Raw genomic sequence first — 24,924 nt, forward strand, 5'->3', positions numbered from 1 at the left:
TCTTTACACTACGCCTGCGCGCAGCAGATCATGCATATGTAACACACCCAGCAACTGGTCGCCATCGGCAACCATAACGGAGGTAATATGCCGGGATTGCATCAGGTTAAGGGCATCGACGGCCAGCGTGTTCGGACGTACGCGAACACCTCCCATCGTCATCACATCTGCAATACCTAAGTTGCGTACGTCGCCGCCCATATCGAACACGCGGCGCAAGTCACCATCGGTAAAAATGCCTTCAATCTTCATGAGGTCGTCGCAAATCACCGTCATGCCGAGATTTTTGCGCGTAATTTCCAGCAGGGCATCGCGCAGGCTGGCGCTTTTGCTCACATGCGGGATCTCGTCGCCAGTATGCATAATATCGTTGACCCGCAGCAGTAGCTTCCGACCCAGCGCGCCGCCAGGATGCGACAGCGCAAAATCTTCGGCAGTAAAGCCGCGGGCTTTCAGCAAGGCGACAGCCAGCGCATCGCCCATCACCAGCGCTGCTGTGGTACTGGATGTCGGTGCCAGACCCAGAGGGCAGGCCTCTTTTGGCACTTTTACGCAGAGATGGATATCCGCCGCGCGCGCCATGCTGCTTTCCGGGCGGCTGGTCATGCAGATCAAGAAGACTTTCAGTCGTTTCAGTACCGGGATCAGCGCAAGGATCTCATTCGATTCGCCGGAGTTCGACAGCGCAATAACCACATCCTGTGGGCTGACCATGCCCAAATCACCGTGCGCGGCTTCTCCGGGATGCACGAAGAAAGAAGACGTGCCGGTACTGGCAAAAGTGGCGGCCATTTTTCTGCCAATGTGGCCGGATTTGCCCATGCCCATGACGACCACTTTACCTGCGCAATAGAACATCTTCTCGCACGCCTGTGCGAACGCCTCATTGATGTATTGATCCAGCTCAGCGAGGCCTTCACGTTCAATCTCCAGGACCTCTTTTCCTGCCTGTTGAAAGTCAAAACCCGGCTGCAAATCTCTCTGCGACATAATGCGTATCCGATTATCCAGTCAAAAGCGGCGACAGCCAGTAAAGCAGCGCCAGCCATACGATAAACCCGCTGAACAATAGCGCGCCTACGCCCCGGGTGATTTGCTTACGCTTCCAGCAAATAAGGGCAAAAATGGCGCTGACCAGCAACATCACGCCGTAATCACGCGTGAAGGCCATTGGGTTGAAACTGCCCGGCGCAATCAGCGCAGGCAGGCCCAGCACAATGGCGATGTTAAAAATGTTTGAGCCGATAATATTGCCAATGGCGATATCATCCTCACCTTTACGCGCGCCGGCGATGGCTGTTGCCAGCTCCGGCAACCCGGTACCGATGGCGATGACCGTCAGACCAATGGTGAGTTCGCTGATGTCAAAATAGTTCGCCACCACGGTGGCGTTATCCACCACCATGCGTGTTGCCATCGGCATAATAATTAATGCTACGCCAAGCCACAGGCAGGCTACCGAGAGACTTCCTTCTCGCGGTAATTCGGCGAGTTGCTCGCGGGTCAGGCTGTCGTTACCCTGTCGTTCGGCCAGGCGGGCGATTTTAACAATGAACACCAGCCATAGCACAGCTAATATCAGTAAAATAATGCCGTCGAAGCGGCTGAGTTCCCCATCATACAGCACGGCGCCCGCCAGCAGGCTGGCAACTAAGGTTAGTGGCAATTCACGGCGCAGAATATCGGAATGCACGGTAAAAGGGTGAAGCAGAGCGGCAACACCGAGAATCAGCAGAATATTCGTGATGTTGGAGCCGATAGCGGTACCGATAGCCAAATCCAGTTGGCCGTGAAGCGATGCGGCGACAGAGGTGATAATTTCTGGCAGGGACGTCCCGATGCTGACCACCGTCATCCCGATAATTAATGGCGGAATGCCGAGTGCCCGGCAGAAGATGGAGGCGGCAAAAACCAGACGATCGGCGCTGTAGACCACCAAGAGTAAACCAATTATCAATAGCGCCGTCGCTAAAAGCATCTAACGTCCTTTCTTCAGGTATAATCGCCGGTTCGCAGGCTGCCATGCCGGAGGATACCGGGTGTTCCGCGTAGCGTAATGATTCCTAATTTTGACTTTATGCGGCTCAAAAGTAAAACAAATGCCAGCTTTCGCTAACCTCTGCGGGTAATATTCTGTAAAAATGTTGTGTTTGTAGTGTTATCCGGCGTCATGCTTACACCCGGTAAGGCTTATAAGGAAAAGTCAATGAGCCAGAATGTGGCGAATTTGGTCGATGTTCGTGGCGTCAGCTTCTCCCGTGGCAGCCGCCCCATCTTTGACAATATTTCACTCACGGTGCCGCGCGGTAAAATCACCGCCATTATGGGGCCGTCGGGGATCGGTAAAACAACGTTGCTGCGCCTTATTGGCGGGCAGATCCCGCCGGATAGCGGCGAAATTCTGTTCGATGGCGAAAATGTGCCGGAGATGACCCGTTCGCGCCTGTTCACCGTGCGTAAAAGAATGAGCATGCTGTTTCAGTCTGGCGCTCTGTTTACCGATATGAACGTGTTTGACAATGTTGCTTATCCCTTGCGCGAACATACGCAGTTATCTGAGTCGCTGTTGCACACCACCGTCATGATGAAGCTGGAAGCGGTGGGGCTGCGCGGCGCGGCAAAATTGATGCCTTCTGAGCTTTCCGGCGGCATGGCGCGCCGTGCGGCACTGGCCCGCTCGATTGCGCTGGAGCCGGACCTGATTATGTTCGATGAGCCGTTTGTCGGTCAGGATCCGATCACCATGGGTGTGCTGGTGAAACTGATTTCGGAACTCAATAGCGCATTAGGCGTCACATGTATCGTTGTTTCCCACGATGTACCGGAAGTGCTGAGCATCGCCGATTATGCCTACATTGTGGCGGACAGAAAGATCGTAGCCCATGGCAGTGCGCAAGGATTGCAGGAGAATAGCGATCCCCGGGTACGTCAGTTTCTTGATGGTATTGCCGACGGACCGGTTCCATTCCGTTATCCTGCCGGCGACTATCAGCTCGATTTATTAGAAACAGGGAGTTAAGTACTCATGCTGTTAAATGCACTGGCATCGCTTGGGCATCGCGGGATCAAAACGATCGCGACGTTCGGGCGCGCCGGTTTGATGCTCTTCAACGCGGTGGTCGGTAAGCCCGAGTTCCGCAAGCATGCGCCGTTGCTGGTACGCCAACTCTATAATGTCGGCGTATTGTCGATGCTCATCATTATTGTCTCCGGCGTGTTCATTGGCATGGTGCTGGGCCTGCAAGGGTACCTGGTGTTGACCACATACAGCGCGGAAACAAGCCTTGGCATGCTGGTGGCCCTGTCGCTGTTGCGTGAGTTAGGACCCGTTGTCGCCGCACTGCTGTTTGCCGGGCGCGCCGGATCGGCGTTGACCGCCGAAATCGGTTTGATGCGCGCAACAGAGCAGCTTTCAAGCCTTGAAATGATGGCGGTAGACCCGCTGCGTCGCGTGATTTCTCCGCGCTTTTGGGCCGGGGTTATCTCGCTGCCGCTGCTGACGATCATCTTTGTGGCCGTTGGTATTTGGGGCGGTTCCCTGGTGGGCGTTAACTGGAAAGGCATTGATACCGGCTTCTTCTGGACTGCGATGCAAAACGCCGTTGACTGGCGTATGGATCTGGTCAACTGTCTGGTCAAAAGTGTGGTGTTTGCCATCACCGTGACCTGGATTGCGCTGTTTAACGGTTATGACGCGATCCCGACGTCCGCCGGGATCAGCCGTGCGACAACACGTACCGTTGTGCACTCCTCGCTGGCCGTCCTTGGCCTTGATTTTGTGCTCACCGCATTGATGTTTGGGAATTGAGTTCATGCAAACGAAAAAAAGTGAAATTTGGGTAGGCGTTTTTCTGTTGCTGGCGCTGCTGGCTGCACTGTTTATCTGCCTGAAAGCGGCAGATGTCGCCTCAATGCGTACCGAGCCCACTTACCGTGTCTACGCCACGTTCGACAATATTGGTGGTCTGAAAGCCCATTCGCCAGTACGTATCGGCGGGGTAGTGATTGGCCGTGTGGCGGATATTACCCTCGATCCTAAAACCTATTTGCCGCGTGTGGCGCTGGATATTGAAGAGCGCTACAACCAAATACCCGATACCAGTTCGCTTGCGATTCGCACGTCTGGTCTGCTTGGCGAGCAATACCTGGCATTAAATGTCGGGTTTGATGACCCTGAGCTGGGAACTTCTATGCTTAAAGAAGGCAGCACCATTCAGGATACAAAATCCGCCATGGTGCTTGAGGATCTGATAGGACAATTCCTTTACAACAGTAAAGGCAGCGACAATAAGAATTCAGGCGATGCGGCGGCGCAAAGCGAAGCAAATACTCAAGCCGCACCGTCTGCAGGTCAGACGAAATAACGAGGAGAAGCGACGCATGTTCAAACGTTTATTAATGGTTGCCCTGCTGGTAGTTGCACCGCTGGGCGCGGCCGTTGCCGCCGACCAAAGCAACCCTTACGCAGCCATGAAAGAAGCAGCGCAGAAAACATTCGATCGCCTGAAAAGCGAACAACCCAAGATTCGCGCCAATCCCGATTACCTGCGCGATGTGGTTGATCAGGAATTGTTGCCATATGTACAGGTGAAATACGCTGGTGCACTGGTCCTGGGGCGTTACTACAAAGATGCTACCCCTGCACAGCGTGAAGCCTATTTTGCCGCTTTCCGTGAATACCTGAAGCAGGCTTACGGCCAGGCACTGGCAATGTACCACGGTCAGACTTACCAGATTGCGCCGGAACAACCGCTTGGCGATGCCACGATCGTGCCGATCCGCGTCACTATCATTGATCCTAATGGTCGCCCGCCGGTACGTCTCGACTTCCAGTGGCGTAAAAATACCCAGAGCGGCAACTGGCAGGCATACGACATGATCGCCGAAGGCGTAAGTATGATCACCACCAAGCAGAATGAGTGGAGCGACCTGCTGCGCACAAAAGGGATTGATGGCCTGACAGCGCAACTGCAATCTATTTCCCGCCAGAAAATTACTCTGGACGAGAAAAAGCAATGACCCCTCAGTTGAGCTGGTCGCGCGATGGAGCACGATTGACGTTGCTGGGCGAGCTGGATCAGGATGTGCTCAACCCACTGTGGGATGCGCGCGTGCAGGCGATGAAAGGGGTGACCTGCATTGATTTGCACGGATTATCGCGCGTCGACACGGCAGGCATCGCGCTACTGGTTCACCTCGTGGCGCTGGGTAAAAAGCAGGGTCTGAGCGTGCAGCTTGATGGTGTGAGCGAGAATGTCGCCACGCTGGCAGCGCTCTACAATTTGCCCCTGGATGTATTGCCCCGTTAACTTTTTCAATACGTTACTACCTAAAGCCCCATCCTTTATATTGATGGGGCTTTTTGCTTGTTTAAGCCTGCGTCACTTTCCTCTAAGATGTGTGACTGTTTTCACTATCAGATGATATTTACGCCCATGGAAAATCATGAAATTCAGGCAGTGCTCATGAAAGCACTCCCTCTCGAGGAAGCCCACGTCACTGGCGATGGCAGTCACTTTCAGGTTATTGCTGTGGGTGAAATTTTTGATGGCATGAGTCGGGTCAAGAAGCAGCAGACCATTTATGGCCCATTGATGGAATACATTGCGGATAATCGTATTCATGCCCTGTCGATCAAAGCATACACTCCTGCGGAGTGGGCACGGGATCGCAAACTTAACGGCTTTTGAGCGCTGGGGGGATACTCCTTAGCGCGTGTGAATTCTTAACAGAGATCAGATTAATGGATAAGTTTCGTGTACAGGGGCCGACGCGCCTCCAGGGCGAGGTGACAATTTCAGGCGCGAAAAACGCTGCGCTGCCGATCCTTTTTGCCGCATTGCTGGCGGAAGAGCCGGTTGAAATTCGTAACGTTCCGAAACTGAAAGATATCGACACCACCATGAAGCTGCTCAGTCAGCTGGGCACCAAGGTGGAGCGCAATGGTTCCGTGTGGATCGATGCGAGCAATGTCAATGTGTTCTGCGCACCCTATGAACTGGTGAAAACCATGCGTGCCTCGATTTGGGCGCTGGGTCCGCTGGTGGCGCGTTTCGGTCAGGGTCAGGTTTCCCTGCCTGGCGGCTGCGCTATTGGCGCGCGTCCGGTGGATCTCCACATCACCGGCCTGGAACAATTGGGCGCAGAGATCACCCTCGAAGAGGGTTACGTTAAGGCTTCTGTTAATGGCCGCCTGAAAGGCGCGCATATCGTAATGGATAAAGTGAGCGTTGGCGCCACGGTTACCATTATGTCTGCGGCCACGCTGGCTGAAGGCACCACAATTATTGAGAACGCGGCGCGTGAGCCGGAAATTGTTGATACGGCGAACTTCCTTAATACCCTTGGTGCGAAAATCACCGGTATGGGAACCGACCGTATAACCATCGAAGGGGTGGCGCGTCTGGGCGGCGGTGTGTACCGCGTTCTGCCGGACCGTATCGAAACCGGTACCTTCCTGGTGGCGGCGGCGATCTCTGGTGGTAAGATTGTTTGCCGTAATGCACAGCCAGATACGCTGGATGCTGTGCTGGCAAAACTGCGTGATGCAGGGGCTGACATTGAAGTTGGCGATGACTGGATCAGCCTGGATATGCATGGTAAACGTCCGAAAGCCGTTAACGTGCGCACCGCTCCGCACCCGGGATTCCCGACAGACATGCAGGCGCAGTTTACGCTGCTGAACCTGGTGGCTGAAGGGACCGGCGTGATAACGGAAACCATCTTCGAAAACCGTTTCATGCACATTCCTGAGCTGATCCGTATGGGGGCTCATGCCGAAATCGAAAGTAATACTGCTATCTGTCACGGTGTGGAGAAACTGTCCGGTGCTCAGGTAATGGCAACCGATCTGCGTGCCTCCGCAAGCCTTGTACTGGCGGGCTGTATTGCCGAAGGGACCACTTTTGTCGATCGTATTTATCACATCGACCGTGGTTACGAACGTATTGAAGACAAGCTCAGCGCCCTCGGGGCTCATATCGAGCGAGTTAAGGGCGAATAAGTTTTACCCGCGTAAAAGGGAGCTAAAGCTCCCTTTTTTATGGGCTTACTGAAAGGATGCCAGGCTAATGACGACTGCACCGTTTAGCGGTTTTGACCTCAGCGAATTCTGGAACGATAGCAAATACGCGCATGAGGCTTATATTAATGCCCCGTTTAGCGACGAGGAACTGGCTGCGATTGAAACCGCGCTTGGATACCGTTTGCCGGCTTCGTATGTCTGGTTAATGAAGCAGCACAATGGCGGCATCCCTCACAAACAGAATTTCCCAACCTGTGAGGCGACCAGTTGGGCGGAGGATCATATTGCCATTACTGGCATTTTTGGCATCGGCAGTAAACGTTACTCGCTTGGCAGTGACTTCGGCAGCCGTTTCTGGATCGAGCACTGGGGTTACCCGGATATTGGTATTGCAATTTGCGACTGTCCCTCCGCAGGGCACGATATGGTCTTTCTTGATTACCGGCATTGCCGGACACCGGAAGATGAGCCCGCCGTCGTGCATATTGATCAGGAATCTGATTACCAGATCGTGCATCTCGCGGATAATTTTGAAGCCTTTATACGTGGTCTGGTCGATGATGATGCTTTTGATATGTAGCCGGTCATTTGTGGCTCGCACCGTTCTCTGATCCCGCCCGTATAGCCCCTTGCGAAGAGACGCAAGGGGGATTGCTGCTTGATACGCTACCGCCTTACTTCGTGGTTCGCTTCTTTCTCATCAGCTTTGTTTTATCGATAAATTCATGGGTGATTGGATCGTGATAGCGCGAGGGCCAGATAACCCAGGGATCGGTGTCCAGTGCCTGGGCGATGATCCATTCCCCTTTAGGCCATGAGCGGGTTAATGCATTGGCAAGCGTCGAAGAGCTAAGGCCGTTCTTGCGTGATTCCGCCGCAAGCGATGTGCCTTTCTTGCGCAAGCCGGCAATAATATCGGCCTGGTGCCAGTCGGTAAATTTCGTTTCCATACTACCTCCCTGAGAATAAAACGCTCTGTACTTAAGTTGCGTAATGGCACTTACTATACGCATACAAGTGCATATGCTCTAAAAGGTTCATGTAGTGATGGCGCGTTTTAGGATTACGCCAGGGAGCGTAGTATAAGGTTGTGGGTGTTTTTTGATTTTTTATATGAACTTATTGGAGCTTTCCCGCAACAATATGCGGGAAAGTAAAGCGGCTTAGCGGTCGCGCTGAACTGCGATATGGGCAAGGCCAATCAGTGCTTCGCGCCAGGGGGTATCCGGCAGAACCTGTAAAGCTGCAATGGCTTTATCCGCCTCTTCTTCCGCACGACGACGTGTCCACTCCAGTGAGCCGCACGCGGCCATAGCTTCCAGAACTGGCTCCAAAAGGTGCCGGCCATTACCTTGTTCAATAGCATTGCGGATCATCAAGGACTGCTCAGGGCTACCATGGTGCATTGCATGCAGCAGAGGCAGGGTTGGTTTGCCTTCGTTGAGATCATCGCCGGTATTTTTCCCAAGCGTTTCGCCGTCAGCACTGTAGTCCAGCAAGTCGTCAATCAGCTGGAAAGCAGTGCCAAGATAACGGCCATAATCCTGCAACCCTTTCTCCTGCGCTTCGCTGCATCCAGCAAGAAGACCCGAGCATTGTGCCGCCGCTTCAAACAGACGTGCTGTTTTGCTGTAGATCACGCGCATGTAATTTTCTTCGGTGATGTTCGGATCGTTGACGTTCATCAACTGCAGTACTTCGCCTTCTGCAATAACGTTCACGGCTTCTGACATCACTTCCAGCACTTTCAGCGAGCCCAGGCTGGTCATCATCTGGAAGGCGCGGGTGTAAATGAAATCGCCAACCAGAACGCTTGCAGCATTGCCAAACGCCGCATTGGCCGTCGCCTTGCCGCGTCGCATATCTGACTCATCCACAACGTCATCATGCAGAAGCGTAGCTGTATGAATAAATTCGATTAACGCGGCGATAGTGACATGCGAGTTGCCTTCATAACCTACGGCGCGAGCCGCCAGTACGGCAATCATGGGGCGGATACGTTTTCCGCCGCCGCTAACGATGTAATAACCCAACTGGTTGATTAACTGAACGTCCGAGTTGAGTTGGTTCAGGATCGTCGCATTCACACCCGCCATGTCTTGCGCGGTTAACTCATTGATTTTTTCTAAATTCATCGCAAAAGCCGGGCTTTCAGTCCTGTTTACCACATATCAAAATGGGATAACGAAGGGTTACGGGTTAGAATAGTATCGCTGATTGTACTGAAAAAACGCGCCAGATAAACGTTACCTTACATGTTGTGTTTTTTTTCTTCATGGATCGCTGATCGCTCTTGTCAAAGGCTCACGACTTGCGTAATATTCGCGCCCTATTGTGAATATTTTTAGCGCGCTCTGAATCATTCAGAAGAAGTGCGCGGAAGCGGAGTTTTATATGTACGCGGTTTTCCAAAGTGGTGGTAAACAACACCGAGTAAGCGAAGGTCAGACCGTTCGCCTGGAAAAGCTGGACATCGCAACTGGCGAATCTGTTGAATTCGCAGAAGTTCTGATGATCGCAAACGGTGAAGAAGTCAAAATCGGCGTTCCTTTCGTTGATGGCGGCGTAATCAAAGCTGAAGTTGTTGCTCATGGTCGTGGCGAGAAAGTTAAAATCGTTAAGTTTCGTCGTCGTAAACACTACCGTAAGCAGCAGGGTCACCGTCAGTGGTTCACTGATGTGAAAATCACTGGCATCAGCGCCTAAGACCTGAGGAGAGATTTAAATGGCACATAAAAAGGCTGGCGGCTCAACTCGTAACGGTCGCGATTCAGAAGCTAAACGTCTGGGCGTAAAACGCTTTGGCGGCGAAGCAGTTCTGGCAGGTAGCATCATCGTTCGTCAGCGTGGCACCAAGTTCCACGCCGGCTCTAACGTTGGTTGCGGCAAAGATCATACTCTGTTCGCTTTGACTGACGGTAAAGTTAAGTTCGAAGTTAAAGGCCCGAAAAACCGTAAATTCATCAGCATCGTTGCTGAATAAGTTTTTCGAGTCCCGGTAACGGAAGAAAGCCCCGCAACACGTTGCGGGGCTTTTTACATTAGAAGTCCGGAAAAATTCTGGCAGGGAATACGGGCATGAAACAGCAGGCTGGCATCGGTATCCTCCTGGCGCTCACTACCGCGATGTGCTGGGGTGCGCTACCCATTGCGATGAAGCAGGTGCTGGAAGTGATGGAGCCGCCGACGGTGGTATTTTATCGCTTTTTAATGGCAAGTATCGGCCTCGGTCTGATCCTTGTCTGGAAAAGAAAGCTTCCGCCTGTGCGTATTTTTCGCAAGCCACGCTGGCTAATTCTGCTTGCTATTGCGACAGGGGGGCTGTTCGGGAATTTCATTCTGTTCAGCTCTTCCTTGCAATATGTCAGCCCTACGGCTTCCCAGGTGATTGGGCAGCTTTCACCAGTGGGGATGATGGTTGCCAGTGTCTTTATTTTGAAAGAGAAGATGCGCGCGACGCAGGTCGTGGGTGCCCTGATGCTGATTAGCGGGCTGGTGATGTTCTTTAATACCAGTCTGGTGGAGATTTTTACCCGGCTCACGGATTACACCTGGGGCGTAATTTTTGGCGTAGGCGCTGCCACCGTGTGGGTCAGTTATGGCGTGGCGCAAAAAGTATTATTGCGGCGACTGGCGTCCCAGCAAATTCTCTTTTTGCTGTACACTTTATGTACAATTGCATTGCTGCCGCTGGCGAAGCCAGCCGTAATATTGCAGTTAAGTGACTGGCAACTGGCATGCCTGATATTTTGCGGGCTGAATACGTTGGTCGGTTATGGCGCGCTGGCGGAAGCCATGGCGCGTTGGCAGGCGGCGCAGGTCAGTGCGTTAATCACGCTGACACCGCTGTTTACCCTGCTATTTTCAGATGTGTTATCAATGGCCTGGCCCGATGTTTTCGCCAGACCGATGTTAAACCTTGTAGGTTATCTCGGTGCGTTTGTCGTGGTTGCGGGCGCGATGTTTTCCGCTATTGGCCATCGTCTTTTGGGACGCTGGCGCAGTCGTGAAGTGGTCGCCACTGTGCCCCGCTCAGGCGAATGAGTTACGGAGAGTAAAATGAAGTTTGTTGATGAAGCTACAATCCTGGTTGTAGCGGGTGATGGCGGTAACGGTTGTGTAAGCTTCCGCCGCGAGAAGTATATTCCGAAAGGCGGCCCTGATGGCGGTGACGGCGGTGACGGCGGTGATGTCTGGCTGGAAGCCGACGAGAACCTGAATACCCTGATCGACTACCGTTTTGAAAAATCTTTCCGCGCTGAACGCGGCCAGAATGGTCAGAGCCGTGATTGCACCGGTAAACGTGGTAAAGATATCACGGTAAAAGTCCCTGTCGGTACGCGTGTCATTGACCAGGGTACGGGCGAAACCATGGGGGATATGACCAAACATGGTCAGCGCCTGCTGGTTGCAAAAGGCGGCTGGCACGGTTTGGGTAATACCCGTTTCAAATCTTCAGTTAACCGTACTCCGCGTCAAAAAACGATGGGCACGCCAGGCGATAAGCGCGATCTGCAACTGGAACTGATGTTGCTGGCAGATGTCGGTATGCTCGGTATGCCGAACGCCGGTAAATCGACATTTATTCGTGCGGTTTCTGCTGCAAAACCGAAAGTGGCGGATTACCCGTTTACGACGCTGGTACCCAGCCTTGGCGTTGTGCGTATGGACAACGAAAAGAGCTTTGTGGTTGCCGACATTCCGGGCCTGATTGAAGGCGCAGCGGATGGCGCAGGCCTTGGCATTCGCTTCCTGAAGCACCTGGAACGCTGCCGTGTGCTGCTGCATCTCATCGATATTGATCCAATCGACGGTTCCGATCCCGTTGAGAACGCGCGCATTATCGTGGGTGAGCTGGAGAAATACAGCGATAAGCTTGCGGCTAAGCCACGCTGGCTGGTGTTCAACAAAATTGACCTGATGGATAAAGCCGTAGCGGAAGAAAAAGCGCAGGCCATCGCGCAGGCGCTGGGTTGGGAAGAGAAATACTACCTGATTTCCGCCGCCAGCCAGCAGGGGGTTAAAGACCTGTGCTGGGACGTAATGACCTTTATCATCGAAAACCCTGTCGCACAGGCGGAAGAAGATAAACAGCCTGAGAAAGTCGAGTTTATGTGGGATGATTACCATCGCCAGCAGCTCGAAGAAGCGGTAGAGGAAGACGACGAAGAGTGGGATGACGACTGGGACGAAGACGACGAAGAAGGCGTCGAGTTCATTTACAAGCGTTAATTCCGCTATCTCCCCGCTCAGCCGGGGAGTGTGCCGCTAAAATGCCGGGTCAGCTTTTTTGCTCCCCGGCATTTTTGTTAGTTGTTTTGGTAAATGTCTTTGTAGAGACGGCTCTCAAAACGTACCAGCGGGATACGGCGGTTACGCTGATCTGCTGGCTCCACAGCATAGCCTGAAAGGTACTGTACAAACGCCATCCGCTGACCGCTGGCAGTGGTAATAAAGCCCGCCAGATTATACACGCCCTGCAGCGAACCCGTTTTCGCAGAGACTTTGCCATCGACACCAGCCTGATGTAGTCCCGCGCGATATTGCAATGAGCCGTCATAGCCCGCTAATGGCAACATTGAGATAAAGTTAAGCTCCGTATCATGCTGTGCGATGTATTGCAGCACCTGCATCATGGTTGCTGGTGCCAGCAAGTTATGTCGCGACAGGCCGGAACCGTCGGCAATGATCGTATTGCCGAGATCTACACCGGCTTGCTGACGCAGGATCTGACGCACCGCATCTGAGCCGGCGCGCCATGTTCCGGGGACGCCAAATCGCGCATGGCCGATCATGCGAAAGACGGTGTCGGCAATCATATTGTCTGACTTTTTCAGCATGATCTTCAGCAGATCGTGTAACGGCGCTGATTGTTTGCTGGCAATCACTGTGCCTGGCTGGTTCTCTTGCGTCTGGCGGAGCAGCGTGCCGGTGTAAGTTATTCCCGCGTCTTTCAGCTCATCTTTAAGAATGGCACCAGCGTAACTGGCGCCGTCCTGGATAGCGAAAGCCAGCGGCAGCGGATCGGCTCGTTGGGGCAGGCAACCCGTTAAGGTAAAGCGGTTGAGGTCCCCTGGCACCACATCCAGCTCGCAGTATTGCGCATCAGACGATCCCCGGGCGAGGGTACGCACCTGACTGAACATGTTGACCGGATAATAGGAAGCGACACGGATGTACGCCAGGTCGCCAGGTTTCTGCGCGCTGTACAGTGAAATTGAGAAGCAGTTGCGGTCCACGATCGCCGCAGCAGGTGGCGCGCTAAAGCACTGCGTCATATCGTTCCACGGCCAACCAGGCGCTTTATCATGGCTGGCGAAAATGGAGGTATCGACAAATACATTGCCGTCGATCTTCTGCACGCCTGACTTTTTCAATGCTGCGACCATGTTGCGAAGATCCTGACGTTTAAATGTCGGATCGCCGCCAAATCGCGCAATTAAGTCGCCTTTTAATGTGCCATTGTCGACGGAGCCTTTGCTTTCCAGCGTTGTGGTAAAGCGAAAGTCTGGCCCAAGTTGTAGCAGTGCCGCCAGTGCAGTAATCACTTTCTGGGTACTCGCAGGCAGCGCCATTTGCTGACCGTGATAGTCGATTTCTGGCGCTTGTGCTCCCACTTTTTGCACCATCAATGCCAGGTTCGCCCCATCCGGAAGCTGGTTAATGTATTCGTCGACATTCGCGGCCTGAACATTCAAGGCTATACTGGTGGTCAATCCGATGATAAAGCTGGAAAATCGCATAATCTCGCGCTAAGAACCTGGAAACAAGACGCCATACTACGGCGCATCGCCCTCGAAAGTAAACGATGACCCATAGTGAACTTCCGGGTAAAATACGTATCAAATTGAAAAATTGCTGCTGACCTGGGGCTTTGTCTCCGGGTCAGTTTTCTTTTGCTTCTGCCCGGCGGTATGCGCCTGTAATCGGGCAGGTAGAGCTGTCGGGGCGGGGCAACTGCTCCTTACAGGAATGTTCAAGAGGTATAAAAAATGCAAGCTATTCCGATGACCTTACGTGGTGCTGAAAAACTGCGCGAAGAACTGGAGTTTCTGAAATCCGTTCGTCGCCCTGAAATTATCGCCGCTATCGCAGAAGCCCGCGAACATGGCGATCTGAAAGAGAACGCGGAATATCACGCGGCGCGCGAGCAACAAGGCTTTTGCGAAGGCCGGATTAAAGACATTGAAGCAAAACTGTCTAATGCGCAGGTTATCGATATTTCTAAGATGCCGAAGAGCGGACGTGTCATTTTTGGTTCGACGGTTACCGTGCTGAATCTGGATAACGACGAAGAGCAAACCTACCGCATTGTGGGCGACGATGAAGCTGATTTTAAACAGAACCTCATCTCGGTGAATTCACCCATCGCGCGCGGTCTGGTCGGTAAAGAGCAGGATGATGTGGTGGTGATCCGCACGCCTGGCGGCGAAGTGGAATACGAAATCATTAAAGTAGAGTATTTGTAATTACGCTGCGGACTTAGTTGTTGACGCATTGTAAAGAAAAGAAAAAGGCCGCATTGCGGCCTTTTAACAACTTCAGGAGCGTGGCATTTTGCACGTCTGCTGGCGGAAAACCCCTCGTTTTACACAGATTTTGTGTTCAATTCAGGATATTCTTAGCGTGGCAGCGAGATTTTACGCTCTGCGGTTGGGCGATAAAGCACCAGCGTTTTCCCGATGACCTGTACGTTACAGGCGCCGGTTTCGCGAACGATAGCTTCCACAATCAAGGTTTTAGTTTCTCTGTCTTCAGAGGCGATCTTCACCTTGATAAGTTCATGGTGTTCTAACGCTTGTTCAATCTCGGCCAGTACCCCTTCGGTCAAACCATTGTTGCCAAGCATAACTACTGGCTTGAGCGGATGTGCCAGACCTTTCAGGTGCTGTTTTTGTTTAGTACTCAGATTCATCGTATATTTTGCTTACGTTGGGATTGAAAACGGTTCATTCTACCGCCATCTCCTCTGTATCGCCAAATTGCGCGTCGAAATTTATCGATGTCTACGATGAACCCGGATGGAAAGTTAAATGACAGGTAAAAAGCGTTCTGCCAGCTCAAGCCGCTGGCTCCAGGAACACTTTAGCGATAAATATGTTCAACAAGCGCAGAAAAAAGGGTTACGTTCCCGTGCCTGGTTTAAACTTGATGAAATACAGCAAAGTGACAAACTTTTTAAACCAGGGATGACGGTTGTTGACCTGGGTGCCGCACCCGGTGGGTGGTCGCAATATGCGGTCACGCAAATCGGTGGCAATGGTCGTATTATCGCTTGCGACCTTTTGCCGATGGATCCAATCGTCGGCGTTGACTTCCTTCAGGGCGATTTTCGTGATGAATTAGTCCTGAAAGCATTACTGGAACGCGTCGGCGACAGTAAAGTGCAAGTTGTCATGTCAGATATGGCGCCAAACATGAGTGGAACGCCAGCGGTAGATATCCCTCGCTCTATGTATCTGGTAGAGCTGGCGCTGGATATGTGCCGTGATGTATTGGCGCCTGGCGGTAGTTTTTTAGTGAAGGTGTTCCAGGGCGAAGGTTTCGATGAGTACCTGACGGAAATTCGCTCCCTGTTTACGAAGGTGAAAGTTCGTAAACCGGACTCTTCGCGTGCACGTTCTCGCGAAGTGTATATTGTAGCGACCGGGCGAAAATGATACCCCGTTGACTTCGGCCTTTGGTTTGAATGAGATGGGATATGTTGTATCCTGACGCTGTTTTTAACACAGTTGTAATATGAGGTTAATCCCTTGAGTGACATGGCGAAAAACCTAATACTCTGGCTGGTCATTGCCGTCGTGCTGATGTCAGTATTCCAGAGCTTTGGGCCCAGCGAGTCTAATGGCCGTAAGGTGGATTACTCTACCTTCCTGCAAGAGGTCAACCAGGACCAGGTTCGCGAAGCGCGTATCAACGGACGTGAGATCAACGTTACCAAGAAAGATAGTAACCGTTACACGACTTACATCCCGGTCAACGATCCGAAACTGCTCGACAACCTGCTGACGAAAAGCGTCAAGGTTGTAGGCGAACCCCCTGAAGAGCCGAGCCTGCTGGCTAACATCTTCATTTCCTGGTTCCCGATGCTGCTGTTGATTGGGGTCTGGATTTTCTTTATGCGCCAGATGCAGGGCGGCGGTGGCAAAGGTGCCATGTCGTTCGGCAAGAGCAAGGCGCGCATGCTTACGGAAGATCAGATCAAAACCACCTTCGCCGATGTTGCTGGCTGTGACGAAGCAAAAGAAGAAGTTGGCGAACTGGTCGAATATTTGCGTGAGCCGAGCCGTTTCCAGAAACTGGGCGGTAAAATCCCGAAAGGCGTCCTGATGGTCGGGCCTCCGGGTACCGGTAAAACGCTGCTGGCGAAAGCTATCGCGGGTGAAGCAAAAGTACCGTTCTTTACTATTTCTGGTTCTGACTTCGTGGAAATGTTCGTAGGTGTGGGTGCATCTCGTGTGCGCGACATGTTCGAGCAGGCCAAGAAAGCTGCACCGTGCATTATCTTTATCGATGAAATCGATGCCGTTGGCCGTCAACGTGGCGCCGGTCTCGGCGGTGGTCATGATGAACGTGAACAGACCCTGAACCAGATGCTGGTTGAGATGGACGGGTTCGAAGGTAACGAAGGTATCATCGTTATCGCCGCGACTAACCGCCCTGACGTGCTTGACCCTGCGTTGCTGCGTCCTGGTCGTTTTGACCGTCAGGTTGTGGTCGGTCTGCCGGATGTGCGTGGTCGCGAGCAAATACTGAAAGTGCATATGCGTCGCGTACCGCTGTCTCCGGACATTGATGCGGCGATCATTGCGCGTGGTACGCCAGGCTTCTCAGGTGCCGATTTGGCTAACCTGGTGAACGAAGCAGCGCTTTTCGCCGCGCGCGGTAACAAACGCGTTGTTTCTATGGTGGAATTCGAAAAAGCGAAAGACAAAATCATGATGGGCGCGGAACGCCGCTCTATGGTGATGACAGAAGCGCAAAAAGAATCCACGGCATACCATGAAGCAGGCCACGCGATCATTGGCCGTCTGGTTCCGGAACACGATCCAGTGCATAAAGTGACGATCATTCCTCGTGGACGTGCGTTGGGTGTGACGTTCTTCTTGCCAGAAGGCGATGCTATTAGCGCCAGCCGTCAGAAACTGGAAAGTCAGATTTCAACCCTGTACGGTGGTCGCCTGGCTGAAGAGATTATTTACGGCGTCGAGCATGTCTCTACTGGTGCGTCGAACGACATTAAAGTCGCGACCAACCTGGCGAGAAACATGGTCACTCAGTGGGGCTTCTCCGACAAGCTGGGCCCGTTGCTGTATGCGGAAGAAGAAGGCGAAGTATTCCTTGGCCGTTCCGTGGCAAAAGCGAAACATATGTCGGATGAAACGGCACGTATCATCGATCAGGAAGTGAAAGCATTGATTGAGCGTAACTACAATCGTGCGCGTCAGCTCCTGAATGAGAATATGGACATCCTTCACGCCATGAAAGATGCGTTGATGAAGTATGAAACCATCGATGCGCCGCAGATTGATGACCTGATGTCACGTCGTGATGTACGTCCGCCGGCGGGCTGGGAAGAGCCGGGTACGAACAATTCTGACAATAATGGTACGCCTCGTGCGCCACGTCCGGTTGATGAACCACGTACGCCGAATCCGGGCAACACCATGTCAGAACAGCTGGGCGACAAATAAGTTATCCGCTGTGTGGAACCTGTTCTTCTTTGAAACCCCGGGGCTTGCTCCGGGGTTTTTCTTTACCGATTAACTGCAATAATTTCAGGGATTTTAGTCATGAAACTTCATGCTCAGGGCTCAATGCTCGATCTCTCTCATCCTCATGTGATGGGGATCCTCAATGTCACGCCAGATTCGTTCTCTGACGGCGGCACGCACAATACACTGATTGAAGCCGTCAAACATGCCAATCTGATGATCAATGCTGGTGCGACAATTGTGGATATCGGCGGCGAGTCAACGCGGCCAGGTGCAGCGGATGTGAGCGTCGAAGAAGAACTGCAGCGAGTTATTCCGGTGGTCGAAGCCATTGCCCAGCGCTTTGAAGTGTGGATTTCAGTCGATACGTCAAAACCGGAAGTCATTCGCGAGTCGGCGCGCGTTGGGGCGCATATTATCAATGATATTCGCTCGCTTACCGAGCCGGGGGCACTGGAAGCCGCAGCAGAAACGGGCCTGCCCGTCTGCCTGATGCATATGCAAGGTCAGCCGAAAACCATGCAGGAAGCACCAAAATATGATGATGTGTTTGCTGATGTGAATCGCTTTTTTGCGCAGCATATCGCGCGGTGTGAGGAGGCAGGCATCGCAAAAGATAAATTGTTACTCGACCCGGGATTCGGTTTCGGTAAAAATCTCTCCCACAATTATGCGCTGCTTGCCCGGTTGGCTGAATTTCATCACTTTGGGCTGCCGTTGCTGGTGGGAATGTCCCGCAAGTCTATGGTCGGTCAGCTATTAAATGTCGGTCCTTCCGAACGGTTAAGCGGCAGTCTGGCCTGTGCGGTGATTGCCGCCATGCAGGGTGCGCAGATTATTCGTGTTCACGATGTGAAAGAAACAGTAGAGGCTATGCGGGTGGTGGAAGCCACGCTGTCAGCGAAGGAAAATAAGCGTTATGAGTAATCGTAAATATTTTGGCACCGATGGCATTCGTGGCCGTGTTGGCGACGCACCTATCACCCCTGATTTTGTTTTGAAACTGGGCTGGGCTGCGGGTAAGGTTCTCGCCCGTCACGGTTCGCGTAAAATTATTATTGGTAAAGATACGCGAATCTCTGGCTATATGCTGGAATCAGCGCTCGAAGCGGGCCTCGCCGCTGCCGGTCTTTCCGCATCGTTCACTGGTCCAATGCCGACACCGGCGGTTGCTTACCTGACGCGCACTTTCCGTGCGGAAGCGGGTATTGTCATTTCTGCCTCGCATAACCCTTTCTATGATAATGGCATTAAATTCTTTTCGATTGATGGCACGAAATTGCCGGATGCCGTAGAAGAGGCCATTGAAGCTGAAATGGAAAAAGAGCTGACATGCGTCGATTCTGCTGAATTGGGGAAAGCCAGCCGCATTGTTGACGCCGCAGGCCGTTATATCGAGTTCTGTAAGGCGACGTTCCCTAATGAACTGAGCCTTAATGCACTGAAAATTGTTGTTGATTGCGCTAATGGCGCAACTTATCACATTGCGCCTAGTGTTTTCCGCGAGCTGGGGGCGAAAGTCATCGCGATGGGTTGTGATCCTGACGGGGTCAACATTAATGAAAAATGTGGTGCCACGGATGTTGCCGCGCTGCAGCAGCGAGTGCTGGCTGAAAAGGCCGACCTGGGCATTGCATTTGATGGTGACGGCGATCGGGTCATTATGGTTGACCACCAGGGCAATAAAGTCGATGGCGATCAGATCATGTATATCATTGCGCGTGAGGGGCTACGCCAGGGGCAACTGCGCGGTGGCGCGGTGGGCACGCTGATGAGCAACATGGGATTAGAAGTGGCCCTCAAGCAACTGGGTATTCCTTTTGCCCGCGCGAAAGTGGGCGATCGCTATGTGCTGGAAAAAATGCAGGAAAAAGGCTGGCGCATTGGTGCGGAAAACTCCGGGCATGTGATCCTGCTTGATAAAACTACCACCGGGGATGGGATCGTGGCGGCATTGCAAGTTGTGGCAGCGATGGTGCGCAATCATATGAATCTGCACGATCTGTGCAGTGGTATGAAAATGTTCCCGCAGGTGCTGGTGAATGTGCGCTTTACGGCTGGCAATGGCGATCCGCTCGAAGACGAAACGGTTAAAGCGGTAACGGCGGAAGTGGAGTCGACACTGGGCAACCGTGGCCGCGTACTGCTGCGTAAGTCGGGTACTGAGCCGCTGATCCGCGTAATGGTGGAAGGCGAGGATGAAGCACAGGTCACGGCGCTGGCGAATCGCATTGCAGATGCGGTAAAAGCGGTATAAGTGCATGTTAAGTGCTTAAAAAGGCGGCTATTGATACCTTTTTTGTGGACAGATATCGCAGTTTTGCTGTTTTTTTCCGCACTTGATAAAATGCGCTGAAATTGCCCTTGCGAAGGTCATTCGCTTTAGTTAGTATTCACACCCGCTTCAGTGGGAAAGCAAGAAAAGTCCCGCGTTTATTGGTTTGAAGCATTGGCTGCGGCAACCCCGCAAGGAACAGGTTGATTATGTACGAAGCTCTTTTAGTTATTTTCCTTATTGTAGCGCTGGCTCTGGTGGGTCTGATTATGCTGCAGCAAGGTAAAGGCGCTGACATGGGAGCCTCTTTTGGCGCTGGCGCGTCCGGTACACTGTTCGGTTCAAGTGGTTCTGGTAACTTCATGACCCGCATGACCGCAGTACTGGCAACTCTGTTTTTTATCATTAGCCTGGTGTTGGGTAATATCAACAGCAATAAAACCAATAAAGGAAGCGAGTGGGAAAATTTGAGTGCTCCGGCTAAAACCGAGCAAACTCAGCCAGCAGCGCCGGCGCAGCCGAGCAGCGATATCCCGCGCTAATCAGTAAGTCGTGCCGAGGTGGTGGAATTGGTAGACACGCTACCTTGAGGTGGTAGTGCCCGATTGGGCTTACGGGTTCAAGTCCCGTCCTCGGTACCAATATTCCGGAAAAAAGACATCGAAAGATGTCTTTTTTTTCGTCTGTAATCCGGGCGCTGAAATTCACTGGGTGTATTTGACTGTCAGAAACAAATAAACGCGTTTATCATAAGTGGCATGATTGAGACCCTTGCGAACCTGCCCCCCTAAAAATAAGCCCTGCCTGTTCTGTCAGTTTTCACTTTAAACTCGCCATACCTGTTGCTTACCGCGCCCATGGGCGTGCTACTTAACTGGCAACAAAAAGGCGCCTTTCGGCGCCTTTTTCTATTCACATTCGCGATTACTTTTTATCATTGTGTTCCAGGTTTTCTACCTGCGGCAGGCCATTGCCGGAGGTGGTAGAGATCAAACCTGTCTGTACGTAGTTAAACAGTTTCTCACGCGTATCGGTAATATCCAGGTTCCGCATTGTTAACTGGCCAATACGATCGTCCGGGGAGAAGACGGACTCTCCTTTTTCCATGGTCAGGCGCTCTGCTTTATAGGTCAGGTTGTCAGACACGGTATTCAGGATGGAGTAATCGTTACCGCGACGCAGTTCCAGTGTGACTTCACCGGTAATGGAGCTTGCAACCCAACGTTGCAACGCATCACGCAGCATCAGCGCCTGCGGATCAAACCAGCGGCCCTGATACAACAACCGACCCAGCTGGCGACCATGCGCATGGTACTGCTCGATGGTATCTTCGTTATGAATACCGGTCAAAAGGCGTTCGTAAGCGATATGCAGCAGCGCCATGCCCGGTGCTTCGTAAATGCCGCGGCTTTTTGCTTCAATGATACGGTTTTCTATTTGGTCGCTCATACCCAGGCCGTGACGGCCACCAATGCGGTTGGCTTCCAGCATCAACTCTACATCATCAGTAAATGTTTTACCGTTCAGCGCCACCGGGTGACCACGTTCAAAACGCACTGTCACTTCTTCAGCCGAAATTTTGATGTTCTCATCCCAGAACTTAACACCCATAATCGGGTTGACGATTTTCACACTCGAATTAAGGAACTCAAGATCCTTCGCTTCGTGTGTTGCGCCCAACATATTGGAGTCAGTTGAGTAGGCTTTTTCTGCCGACATTTTGTAGTCAAAACCGGAAGCGGTCATGAATTCGGACATTTCCTGACGGCCGCCCAGCTCATCAATAAAATCGGTATCCAGCCACGGCTTATAGATTTTCAGTTCGGCGTTGGTCAGCAGACCGTAACGATAGAAGCGCTCAATATCATTACCTTTATAGGTGCTTCCATCACCCCAGATGTTTACGCCGTCTTCTTTCATCGCAGCAACCAGCATCGTACCGGTTACGGCACGGCCGAGCGGCGTGGTATTGAAATAGGTCAGGCCGCCAGTAGTATTGTGGAATGCGCCGCACTGAATCGCCGCAATACCTTCAGCAACGAGCTGTTTCCGGCAGTCGATCAGCCGGGCATTTTCCGCACCGTATTCTTTCGCGCGACGGGGAATCGCTTCATAGTCATCCTCATCCGGTTGGCCCAGATTTGCCGTATAGGCATAAGGAACCGCGCCTTTTTGGCGCATCCACAACAGCGCCGCGCTGGTATCCAGACCGCCAGAGAAAGCGATGCCAATACGTTGACCTGCGGGAAGATGCTTGAGAATCGTCGTCATAAAAAAATCCCTGCTTGATAGACCTATGGAGAAAGACTTTACAGCCACGCCACCACGTTTGTGCCATTCATTTGAGTTTCTTAATGAATGGTTATGCAAAATAAATGAGTTTTCATTTAATCATCTTTTGATGATGACCGGAAGAGAAGAGTGCAATTTTCATCGTAATATTGCCGTGATACCTCGACTGACCACGTTAAAATTTTGGGGGACTCTATGCATACTTCCAGGCGCACGGGATGCTAACGCTGTGAGGTTGACAGATAGTTATGTTTTTCAATATACTGCAAGCCGATTTTACGTCCCGTCTTCGGTACCAAATCCCAGCATTATTTGCAAATTCGCTCTCGAACGAGTAGAATTTGCCACGTTTCAGGCGCGGGGTGGAGCAGCCTGGTAGCTCGTCGGGCTCATAACCCGAAGGTCGTCGGTTCAAATCCGGCCCCCGCAACCACTTTCCCTAAGTGTTCTTTTTCAAATATACTATGAGGACTTAACGCCTTCGTAGCTGGATTTGAAAAAAACACTCATGGAAGGTTCTCCAGACCGCATTTGCGGTTATAGGGTTCAGTTATTTAAAGCCCCGATTTATCGGGGTTTTTTGTTATCTGACTACGGAATAACTGGGCTATAGGCCCTTTTTTTATGTCTTGGGGGTGGACTTGTCCACATTAGAGCAAAAGTTAACTGAGATGATTACGGCGCCGGTTGAAGCACTGGGCTATGAACTGGTCGGTATTGAGTTTGTACGTGGGCGTACATCCACGCTGCGCATCTATATTGATAGTGAAGATGGCATCAATGTTGATGATTGCGCTGATGTTAGCCACCAGGTCAGTGCGGTATTGGACGTTGAAGATCCGATTACCGTAGCTTACAACCTGGAAGTTTCTTCTCCAGGTCTTGAGCGTCCTTTGTTTACGGCTGAGCACTATACGCGTTTTAAGGGCGAAGAAGTCTCGCTGGTGCTGCGTATGGCGGTACAGAATCGTCGTAAGTGGCAGGGCATCATTAAAGATGTCGATGGCGAGATGATCACCGTTACGGTCGAAGGTAAAGATGAAGTGTTCGCATTGAGCAATATTCAGAAAGCGAACCTGGTCCCCCACTTTTAACAGTCTGAATTGAGGTGAAAGGCCCCCGATGAACAAAGAAATTTTGGCTGTTGTTGAAGCTGTTTCTAACGAAAAATCGCTTCCGCGTGAAAAAATCTTTGAAGCGCTGGAAAGTGCTCTGGCTACAGCAACCAAGAAAAAATATGAACAAGAGATCGATGTGCGTGTAAGTATCGATCGTAAAAGCGGTGATTTCGATACATTCCGTCGCTGGCTCGTTGTTGAAGAAGTAACGCAGCCGACGCGTGAAATCACTCTGGAAGCGGCACGTTACGAAGATGAGAGCCTGAACGTTGACGATTACGTCGAAGATCAGATCGAATCCGTCACCTTCGACCGCATCACTACGCAAACTGCGAAGCAAGTTATCGTACAGAAAGTACGTGAAGCTGAACGCGCCATGGTGGTAGACCAATTCCGCGAGCATGAAGGCGAAATCATCACCGGCGTTGTGAAAAAAGTGAACCGCGACAATATCACGCTTGATCTTGGCAACAATGCGGAAGCTGTGATCCTGCGTGAAGATATGCTCCCGCGTGAAAACTTCCGCCCAGGCGATCGCATCCGTGGTGTACTGTACGCAGTGCGTCCGGAAGCCCGGGGTGCGCAGCTGTTTGTGACCCGTTCCAAACCGGAAATGTTGGTCGAGCTGTTCCGCATTGAAGTGCCGGAAATTGGCGAAGAAGTGATTGAAATTAAAGCTGCGGCTCGCGATCCGGGTTCACGCGCTAAAATCGCGGTGAAAACGAACGACAAGCGTATCGATCCGGTCGGTGCTTGCGTTGGTATGCGTGGCGCGCGTGTTCAGGCGGTTTCAACGGAACTTGGCGGTGAACGCATTGATATCGTGCTGTGGGACGACAACCCGGCACAGTTTGTTATCAACGCGATGGCACCGGCTGACGTTGCCTCAATCGTGGTGGATGAAGACAAACACACGATGGATATCGCAGTAGAAGCGGGCAACCTGGCGCAAGCGATCGGCCGTAATGGGCAGAACGTGCGTCTCGCGTCTCAACTGAGCGGCTGGGAACTCAACGTAATGACCGTTGAAGACCTGCAGTCTAAGCATCAGGCTGAAGCGCATGCGGCGATTGATACCTTCACTCGTTACCTGGACATCGACGAAGATTTCGCTACCGTTCTGGTCGAAGAAGGTTTCTCTACGCTGGAAGAACTGGCCTATGTGCCAATCAAAGAGCTGCTGGAAATTGACGGTCTGGATGAAGATACCGTTGAAGCCCTGCGCGATCGTGCGAAAAATGCGCTGACCACTCTGGCGCTGGCACAGGAAGAAAGTCTGGGCAATAAAGAACCCGCTGAAGACTTACTTAACCTGGAAGGGCTGGATCGCGCACTGGCATTTAAACTGGCTGCTCGTGGTGTTTGTACGCTTGAAGACCTCGCCGAACAAGGCGTGGACGACCTGAGCGATATCGAAGGGTTAACCGACGAGAAAGCAGGTGAGCTCATCATGGCCGCACGTAATATTTGCTGGTTTGGTGACGAAGCGTAATAAACTGT

General features: G+C 52.1%; 27 protein-coding genes and 2 tRNA genes. 22 read left to right on the forward strand and 7 right to left on the reverse strand.

Going from position 1 to position 24,924, the window contains the following annotated elements; translation table 11 throughout:
* Nucleotides 1–3: 3 nt before the first annotated feature.
* Both kdsD and RTX30_RS16325 read right to left on the reverse strand, forming a co-directional pair.
* A complete protein-coding gene (kdsD, locus tag RTX30_RS16320; protein ID WP_312691219.1) occupies nucleotides 4–990 on the reverse strand; it encodes an arabinose-5-phosphate isomerase KdsD in 987 nt (328 codons plus the stop codon).
* Nucleotides 991–1,003: 13 nt separating this feature from the next.
* Nucleotides 1,004–1,978, reverse strand: coding sequence for a calcium/sodium antiporter (locus RTX30_RS16325; RefSeq protein ID WP_312691220.1), 975 nt, complete (start codon nucleotides 1,976–1,978; stop codon nucleotides 1,004–1,006).
* A gap of 228 nt (nucleotides 1,979–2,206) precedes the next feature.
* Here RTX30_RS16325 and mlaF point away from each other — a divergent pair, with 228 nt between their 5' ends.
* From mlaF to RTX30_RS16365, 8 genes are all read left to right on the forward strand, one after another.
* Nucleotides 2,207–3,019: a phospholipid ABC transporter ATP-binding protein MlaF gene (gene mlaF / locus RTX30_RS16330; RefSeq protein WP_312691221.1), complete on the forward strand. Its 813-nt coding sequence runs from the start codon at nucleotides 2,207–2,209 to the stop codon at nucleotides 3,017–3,019.
* A 6-nt stretch (nucleotides 3,020–3,025) separates the two neighbouring features.
* Nucleotides 3,026–3,808, forward strand: a complete 783-nt coding sequence (gene mlaE, locus RTX30_RS16335; protein ID WP_312691222.1) for a lipid asymmetry maintenance ABC transporter permease subunit MlaE — start codon at nucleotides 3,026–3,028, stop codon at nucleotides 3,806–3,808.
* Nucleotides 3,809–3,812: 4 nt separating this feature from the next.
* Nucleotides 3,813–4,364: an outer membrane lipid asymmetry maintenance protein MlaD gene (mlaD, locus tag RTX30_RS16340; protein WP_312691223.1), complete on the forward strand. Its 552-nt coding sequence runs from the start codon at nucleotides 3,813–3,815 to the stop codon at nucleotides 4,362–4,364.
* 16 nt (nucleotides 4,365–4,380) lie between these two features.
* The gene (gene mlaC, locus RTX30_RS16345; RefSeq protein WP_312691224.1) at nucleotides 4,381–5,019 is read left to right on the forward strand and encodes a phospholipid-binding protein MlaC; all 639 of its coding nucleotides are present in this window, start codon (nucleotides 4,381–4,383) and stop codon (nucleotides 5,017–5,019) included.
* Complete coding sequence (gene mlaB / locus RTX30_RS16350) at nucleotides 5,016–5,309, forward strand: lipid asymmetry maintenance protein MlaB (RefSeq protein ID WP_312691225.1); 294 nt, start codon at nucleotides 5,016–5,018, stop codon at nucleotides 5,307–5,309. The genes mlaC and mlaB overlap by 4 nt, the downstream gene beginning before the upstream one ends.
* A 126-nt stretch (nucleotides 5,310–5,435) precedes the next feature.
* Nucleotides 5,436–5,690 (forward strand): BolA family iron metabolism protein IbaG, encoded by a 255-nt coding sequence (gene ibaG / locus RTX30_RS16355; RefSeq protein ID WP_312691226.1) that lies wholly within the window; start codon nucleotides 5,436–5,438, stop codon nucleotides 5,688–5,690.
* A 53-nt stretch (nucleotides 5,691–5,743) separates the two neighbouring features.
* Nucleotides 5,744–7,003, forward strand: a complete 1,260-nt coding sequence (murA, locus tag RTX30_RS16360; protein ID WP_312691227.1) for a UDP-N-acetylglucosamine 1-carboxyvinyltransferase — start codon at nucleotides 5,744–5,746, stop codon at nucleotides 7,001–7,003.
* A 67-nt stretch (nucleotides 7,004–7,070) separates the two neighbouring features.
* Nucleotides 7,071–7,604, forward strand: coding sequence for an SMI1/KNR4 family protein (locus RTX30_RS16365; RefSeq protein WP_312691228.1), 534 nt, complete (start codon nucleotides 7,071–7,073; stop codon nucleotides 7,602–7,604).
* Between the two features lie 94 nt (nucleotides 7,605–7,698).
* Here the strand turns inward: RTX30_RS16365 and sfsB are convergent, their stop codons facing one another.
* Together sfsB and ispB are read right to left on the reverse strand one after the other, a co-directional pair.
* Nucleotides 7,699–7,974, reverse strand: a complete 276-nt coding sequence (gene sfsB / locus RTX30_RS16370; RefSeq protein WP_312691229.1) for a DNA-binding transcriptional regulator SfsB — start codon at nucleotides 7,972–7,974, stop codon at nucleotides 7,699–7,701.
* A gap of 213 nt (nucleotides 7,975–8,187) precedes the next feature.
* A complete protein-coding gene (gene ispB, locus RTX30_RS16375) occupies nucleotides 8,188–9,159 on the reverse strand; it encodes an octaprenyl diphosphate synthase (protein WP_312691230.1) in 972 nt (323 codons plus the stop codon).
* A gap of 259 nt (nucleotides 9,160–9,418) precedes the next feature.
* On the opposite strand from ispB, the gene rplU reads away from it, so the two are divergent.
* The 4 genes from rplU to cgtA all read left to right on the forward strand — a co-directional run bounded on the left by rplU (nucleotide 9,419) and on the right by cgtA (nucleotide 12,256).
* Nucleotides 9,419–9,730, forward strand: coding sequence for a 50S ribosomal protein L21 (gene rplU / locus RTX30_RS16380; protein ID WP_003025032.1), 312 nt, complete (start codon nucleotides 9,419–9,421; stop codon nucleotides 9,728–9,730).
* 19 nt (nucleotides 9,731–9,749) lie between these two features.
* Entirely contained in the window at nucleotides 9,750–10,007 is a 258-nt protein-coding gene (rpmA, locus tag RTX30_RS16385; RefSeq protein WP_121267728.1) for a 50S ribosomal protein L27, read from the forward strand.
* A gap of 95 nt (nucleotides 10,008–10,102) precedes the next feature.
* Nucleotides 10,103–11,068, forward strand: coding sequence for a DMT family transporter (locus RTX30_RS16390; protein ID WP_312691231.1), 966 nt, complete (start codon nucleotides 10,103–10,105; stop codon nucleotides 11,066–11,068).
* A 15-nt stretch (nucleotides 11,069–11,083) separates the two neighbouring features.
* Entirely contained in the window at nucleotides 11,084–12,256 is a 1,173-nt protein-coding gene (cgtA, locus tag RTX30_RS16395; protein ID WP_312691232.1) for an Obg family GTPase CgtA, read from the forward strand.
* A 77-nt stretch (nucleotides 12,257–12,333) separates the two neighbouring features.
* On the opposite strand, the gene dacB is transcribed toward cgtA, so the two are convergent.
* A complete protein-coding gene (dacB, locus tag RTX30_RS16400; RefSeq protein WP_312691233.1) occupies nucleotides 12,334–13,767 on the reverse strand; it encodes a serine-type D-Ala-D-Ala carboxypeptidase in 1,434 nt (477 codons plus the stop codon).
* 249 nt (nucleotides 13,768–14,016) lie between these two features.
* On the opposite strand from dacB, the gene greA reads away from it, so the two are divergent.
* Nucleotides 14,017–14,493, forward strand: a complete 477-nt coding sequence (greA, locus tag RTX30_RS16405; protein ID WP_017457342.1) for a transcription elongation factor GreA — start codon at nucleotides 14,017–14,019, stop codon at nucleotides 14,491–14,493.
* A gap of 152 nt (nucleotides 14,494–14,645) precedes the next feature.
* On the opposite strand, the gene yhbY is transcribed toward greA, so the two are convergent.
* Nucleotides 14,646–14,939 (reverse strand): ribosome assembly RNA-binding protein YhbY, encoded by a 294-nt coding sequence (gene yhbY, locus RTX30_RS16410; protein WP_007369919.1) that lies wholly within the window; start codon nucleotides 14,937–14,939, stop codon nucleotides 14,646–14,648.
* Between the two features lie 118 nt (nucleotides 14,940–15,057).
* On the opposite strand from yhbY, the gene rlmE reads away from it, so the two are divergent.
* The 6 genes from rlmE (at nucleotide 15,058) to RTX30_RS16440 (ending at nucleotide 20,655) form a co-directional block, all read left to right on the forward strand.
* On the forward strand, nucleotides 15,058–15,684 hold the full coding sequence (rlmE, locus tag RTX30_RS16415; protein ID WP_312691234.1) for a 23S rRNA (uridine(2552)-2'-O)-methyltransferase RlmE: 627 nt from the start codon (nucleotides 15,058–15,060) through the stop codon (nucleotides 15,682–15,684).
* Nucleotides 15,685–15,786: 102 nt separating this feature from the next.
* Entirely contained in the window at nucleotides 15,787–17,718 is a 1,932-nt protein-coding gene (gene ftsH, locus RTX30_RS16420) for an ATP-dependent zinc metalloprotease FtsH (RefSeq protein ID WP_312691235.1), read from the forward strand.
* 99 nt (nucleotides 17,719–17,817) lie between these two features.
* Entirely contained in the window at nucleotides 17,818–18,666 is an 849-nt protein-coding gene (gene folP, locus RTX30_RS16425; RefSeq protein WP_312691236.1) for a dihydropteroate synthase, read from the forward strand.
* A complete protein-coding gene (glmM, locus tag RTX30_RS16430) occupies nucleotides 18,659–19,996 on the forward strand; it encodes a phosphoglucosamine mutase (protein ID WP_312691237.1) in 1,338 nt (445 codons plus the stop codon). The genes folP and glmM overlap by 8 nt, the downstream gene beginning before the upstream one ends.
* A 227-nt stretch (nucleotides 19,997–20,223) precedes the next feature.
* A complete protein-coding gene (gene secG, locus RTX30_RS16435; protein WP_312691238.1) occupies nucleotides 20,224–20,556 on the forward strand; it encodes a preprotein translocase subunit SecG in 333 nt (110 codons plus the stop codon).
* Between the two features lie 12 nt (nucleotides 20,557–20,568).
* A tRNA-Leu gene (locus RTX30_RS16440) sits at nucleotides 20,569–20,655 on the forward strand.
* Nucleotides 20,656–20,938: 283 nt separating this feature from the next.
* On the opposite strand, the gene argG is transcribed toward RTX30_RS16440, so the two are convergent.
* Nucleotides 20,939–22,285 (reverse strand): argininosuccinate synthase, encoded by a 1,347-nt coding sequence (gene argG / locus RTX30_RS16445; protein ID WP_312691239.1) that lies wholly within the window; start codon nucleotides 22,283–22,285, stop codon nucleotides 20,939–20,941.
* Nucleotides 22,286–22,662: 377 nt separating this feature from the next.
* On the opposite strand from argG, the gene RTX30_RS16450 reads away from it, so the two are divergent.
* The 3 genes from RTX30_RS16450 to nusA all read left to right on the forward strand — a co-directional run bounded on the left by RTX30_RS16450 (nucleotide 22,663) and on the right by nusA (nucleotide 24,916).
* Nucleotides 22,663–22,739: transfer RNA gene (locus RTX30_RS16450), tRNA-Met, on the forward strand.
* Nucleotides 22,740–22,947: 208 nt separating this feature from the next.
* Nucleotides 22,948–23,400 carry a ribosome maturation factor RimP gene (gene rimP, locus RTX30_RS16455; RefSeq protein WP_312691240.1) on the forward strand — a complete coding sequence of 151 codons (453 nt, stop codon included), beginning with the start codon at nucleotides 22,948–22,950 and terminating at the stop codon, nucleotides 23,398–23,400.
* A gap of 28 nt (nucleotides 23,401–23,428) precedes the next feature.
* Nucleotides 23,429–24,916: a transcription termination factor NusA gene (gene nusA, locus RTX30_RS16460; protein ID WP_312691241.1), complete on the forward strand. Its 1,488-nt coding sequence runs from the start codon at nucleotides 23,429–23,431 to the stop codon at nucleotides 24,914–24,916.
* Nucleotides 24,917–24,924: the final 8 nt, after the last annotated feature.

Source organism: Kosakonia sp., from assembly GCF_032052965.1.
GTDB lineage: Bacteria > Pseudomonadota > Gammaproteobacteria > Enterobacterales > Enterobacteriaceae > Kosakonia.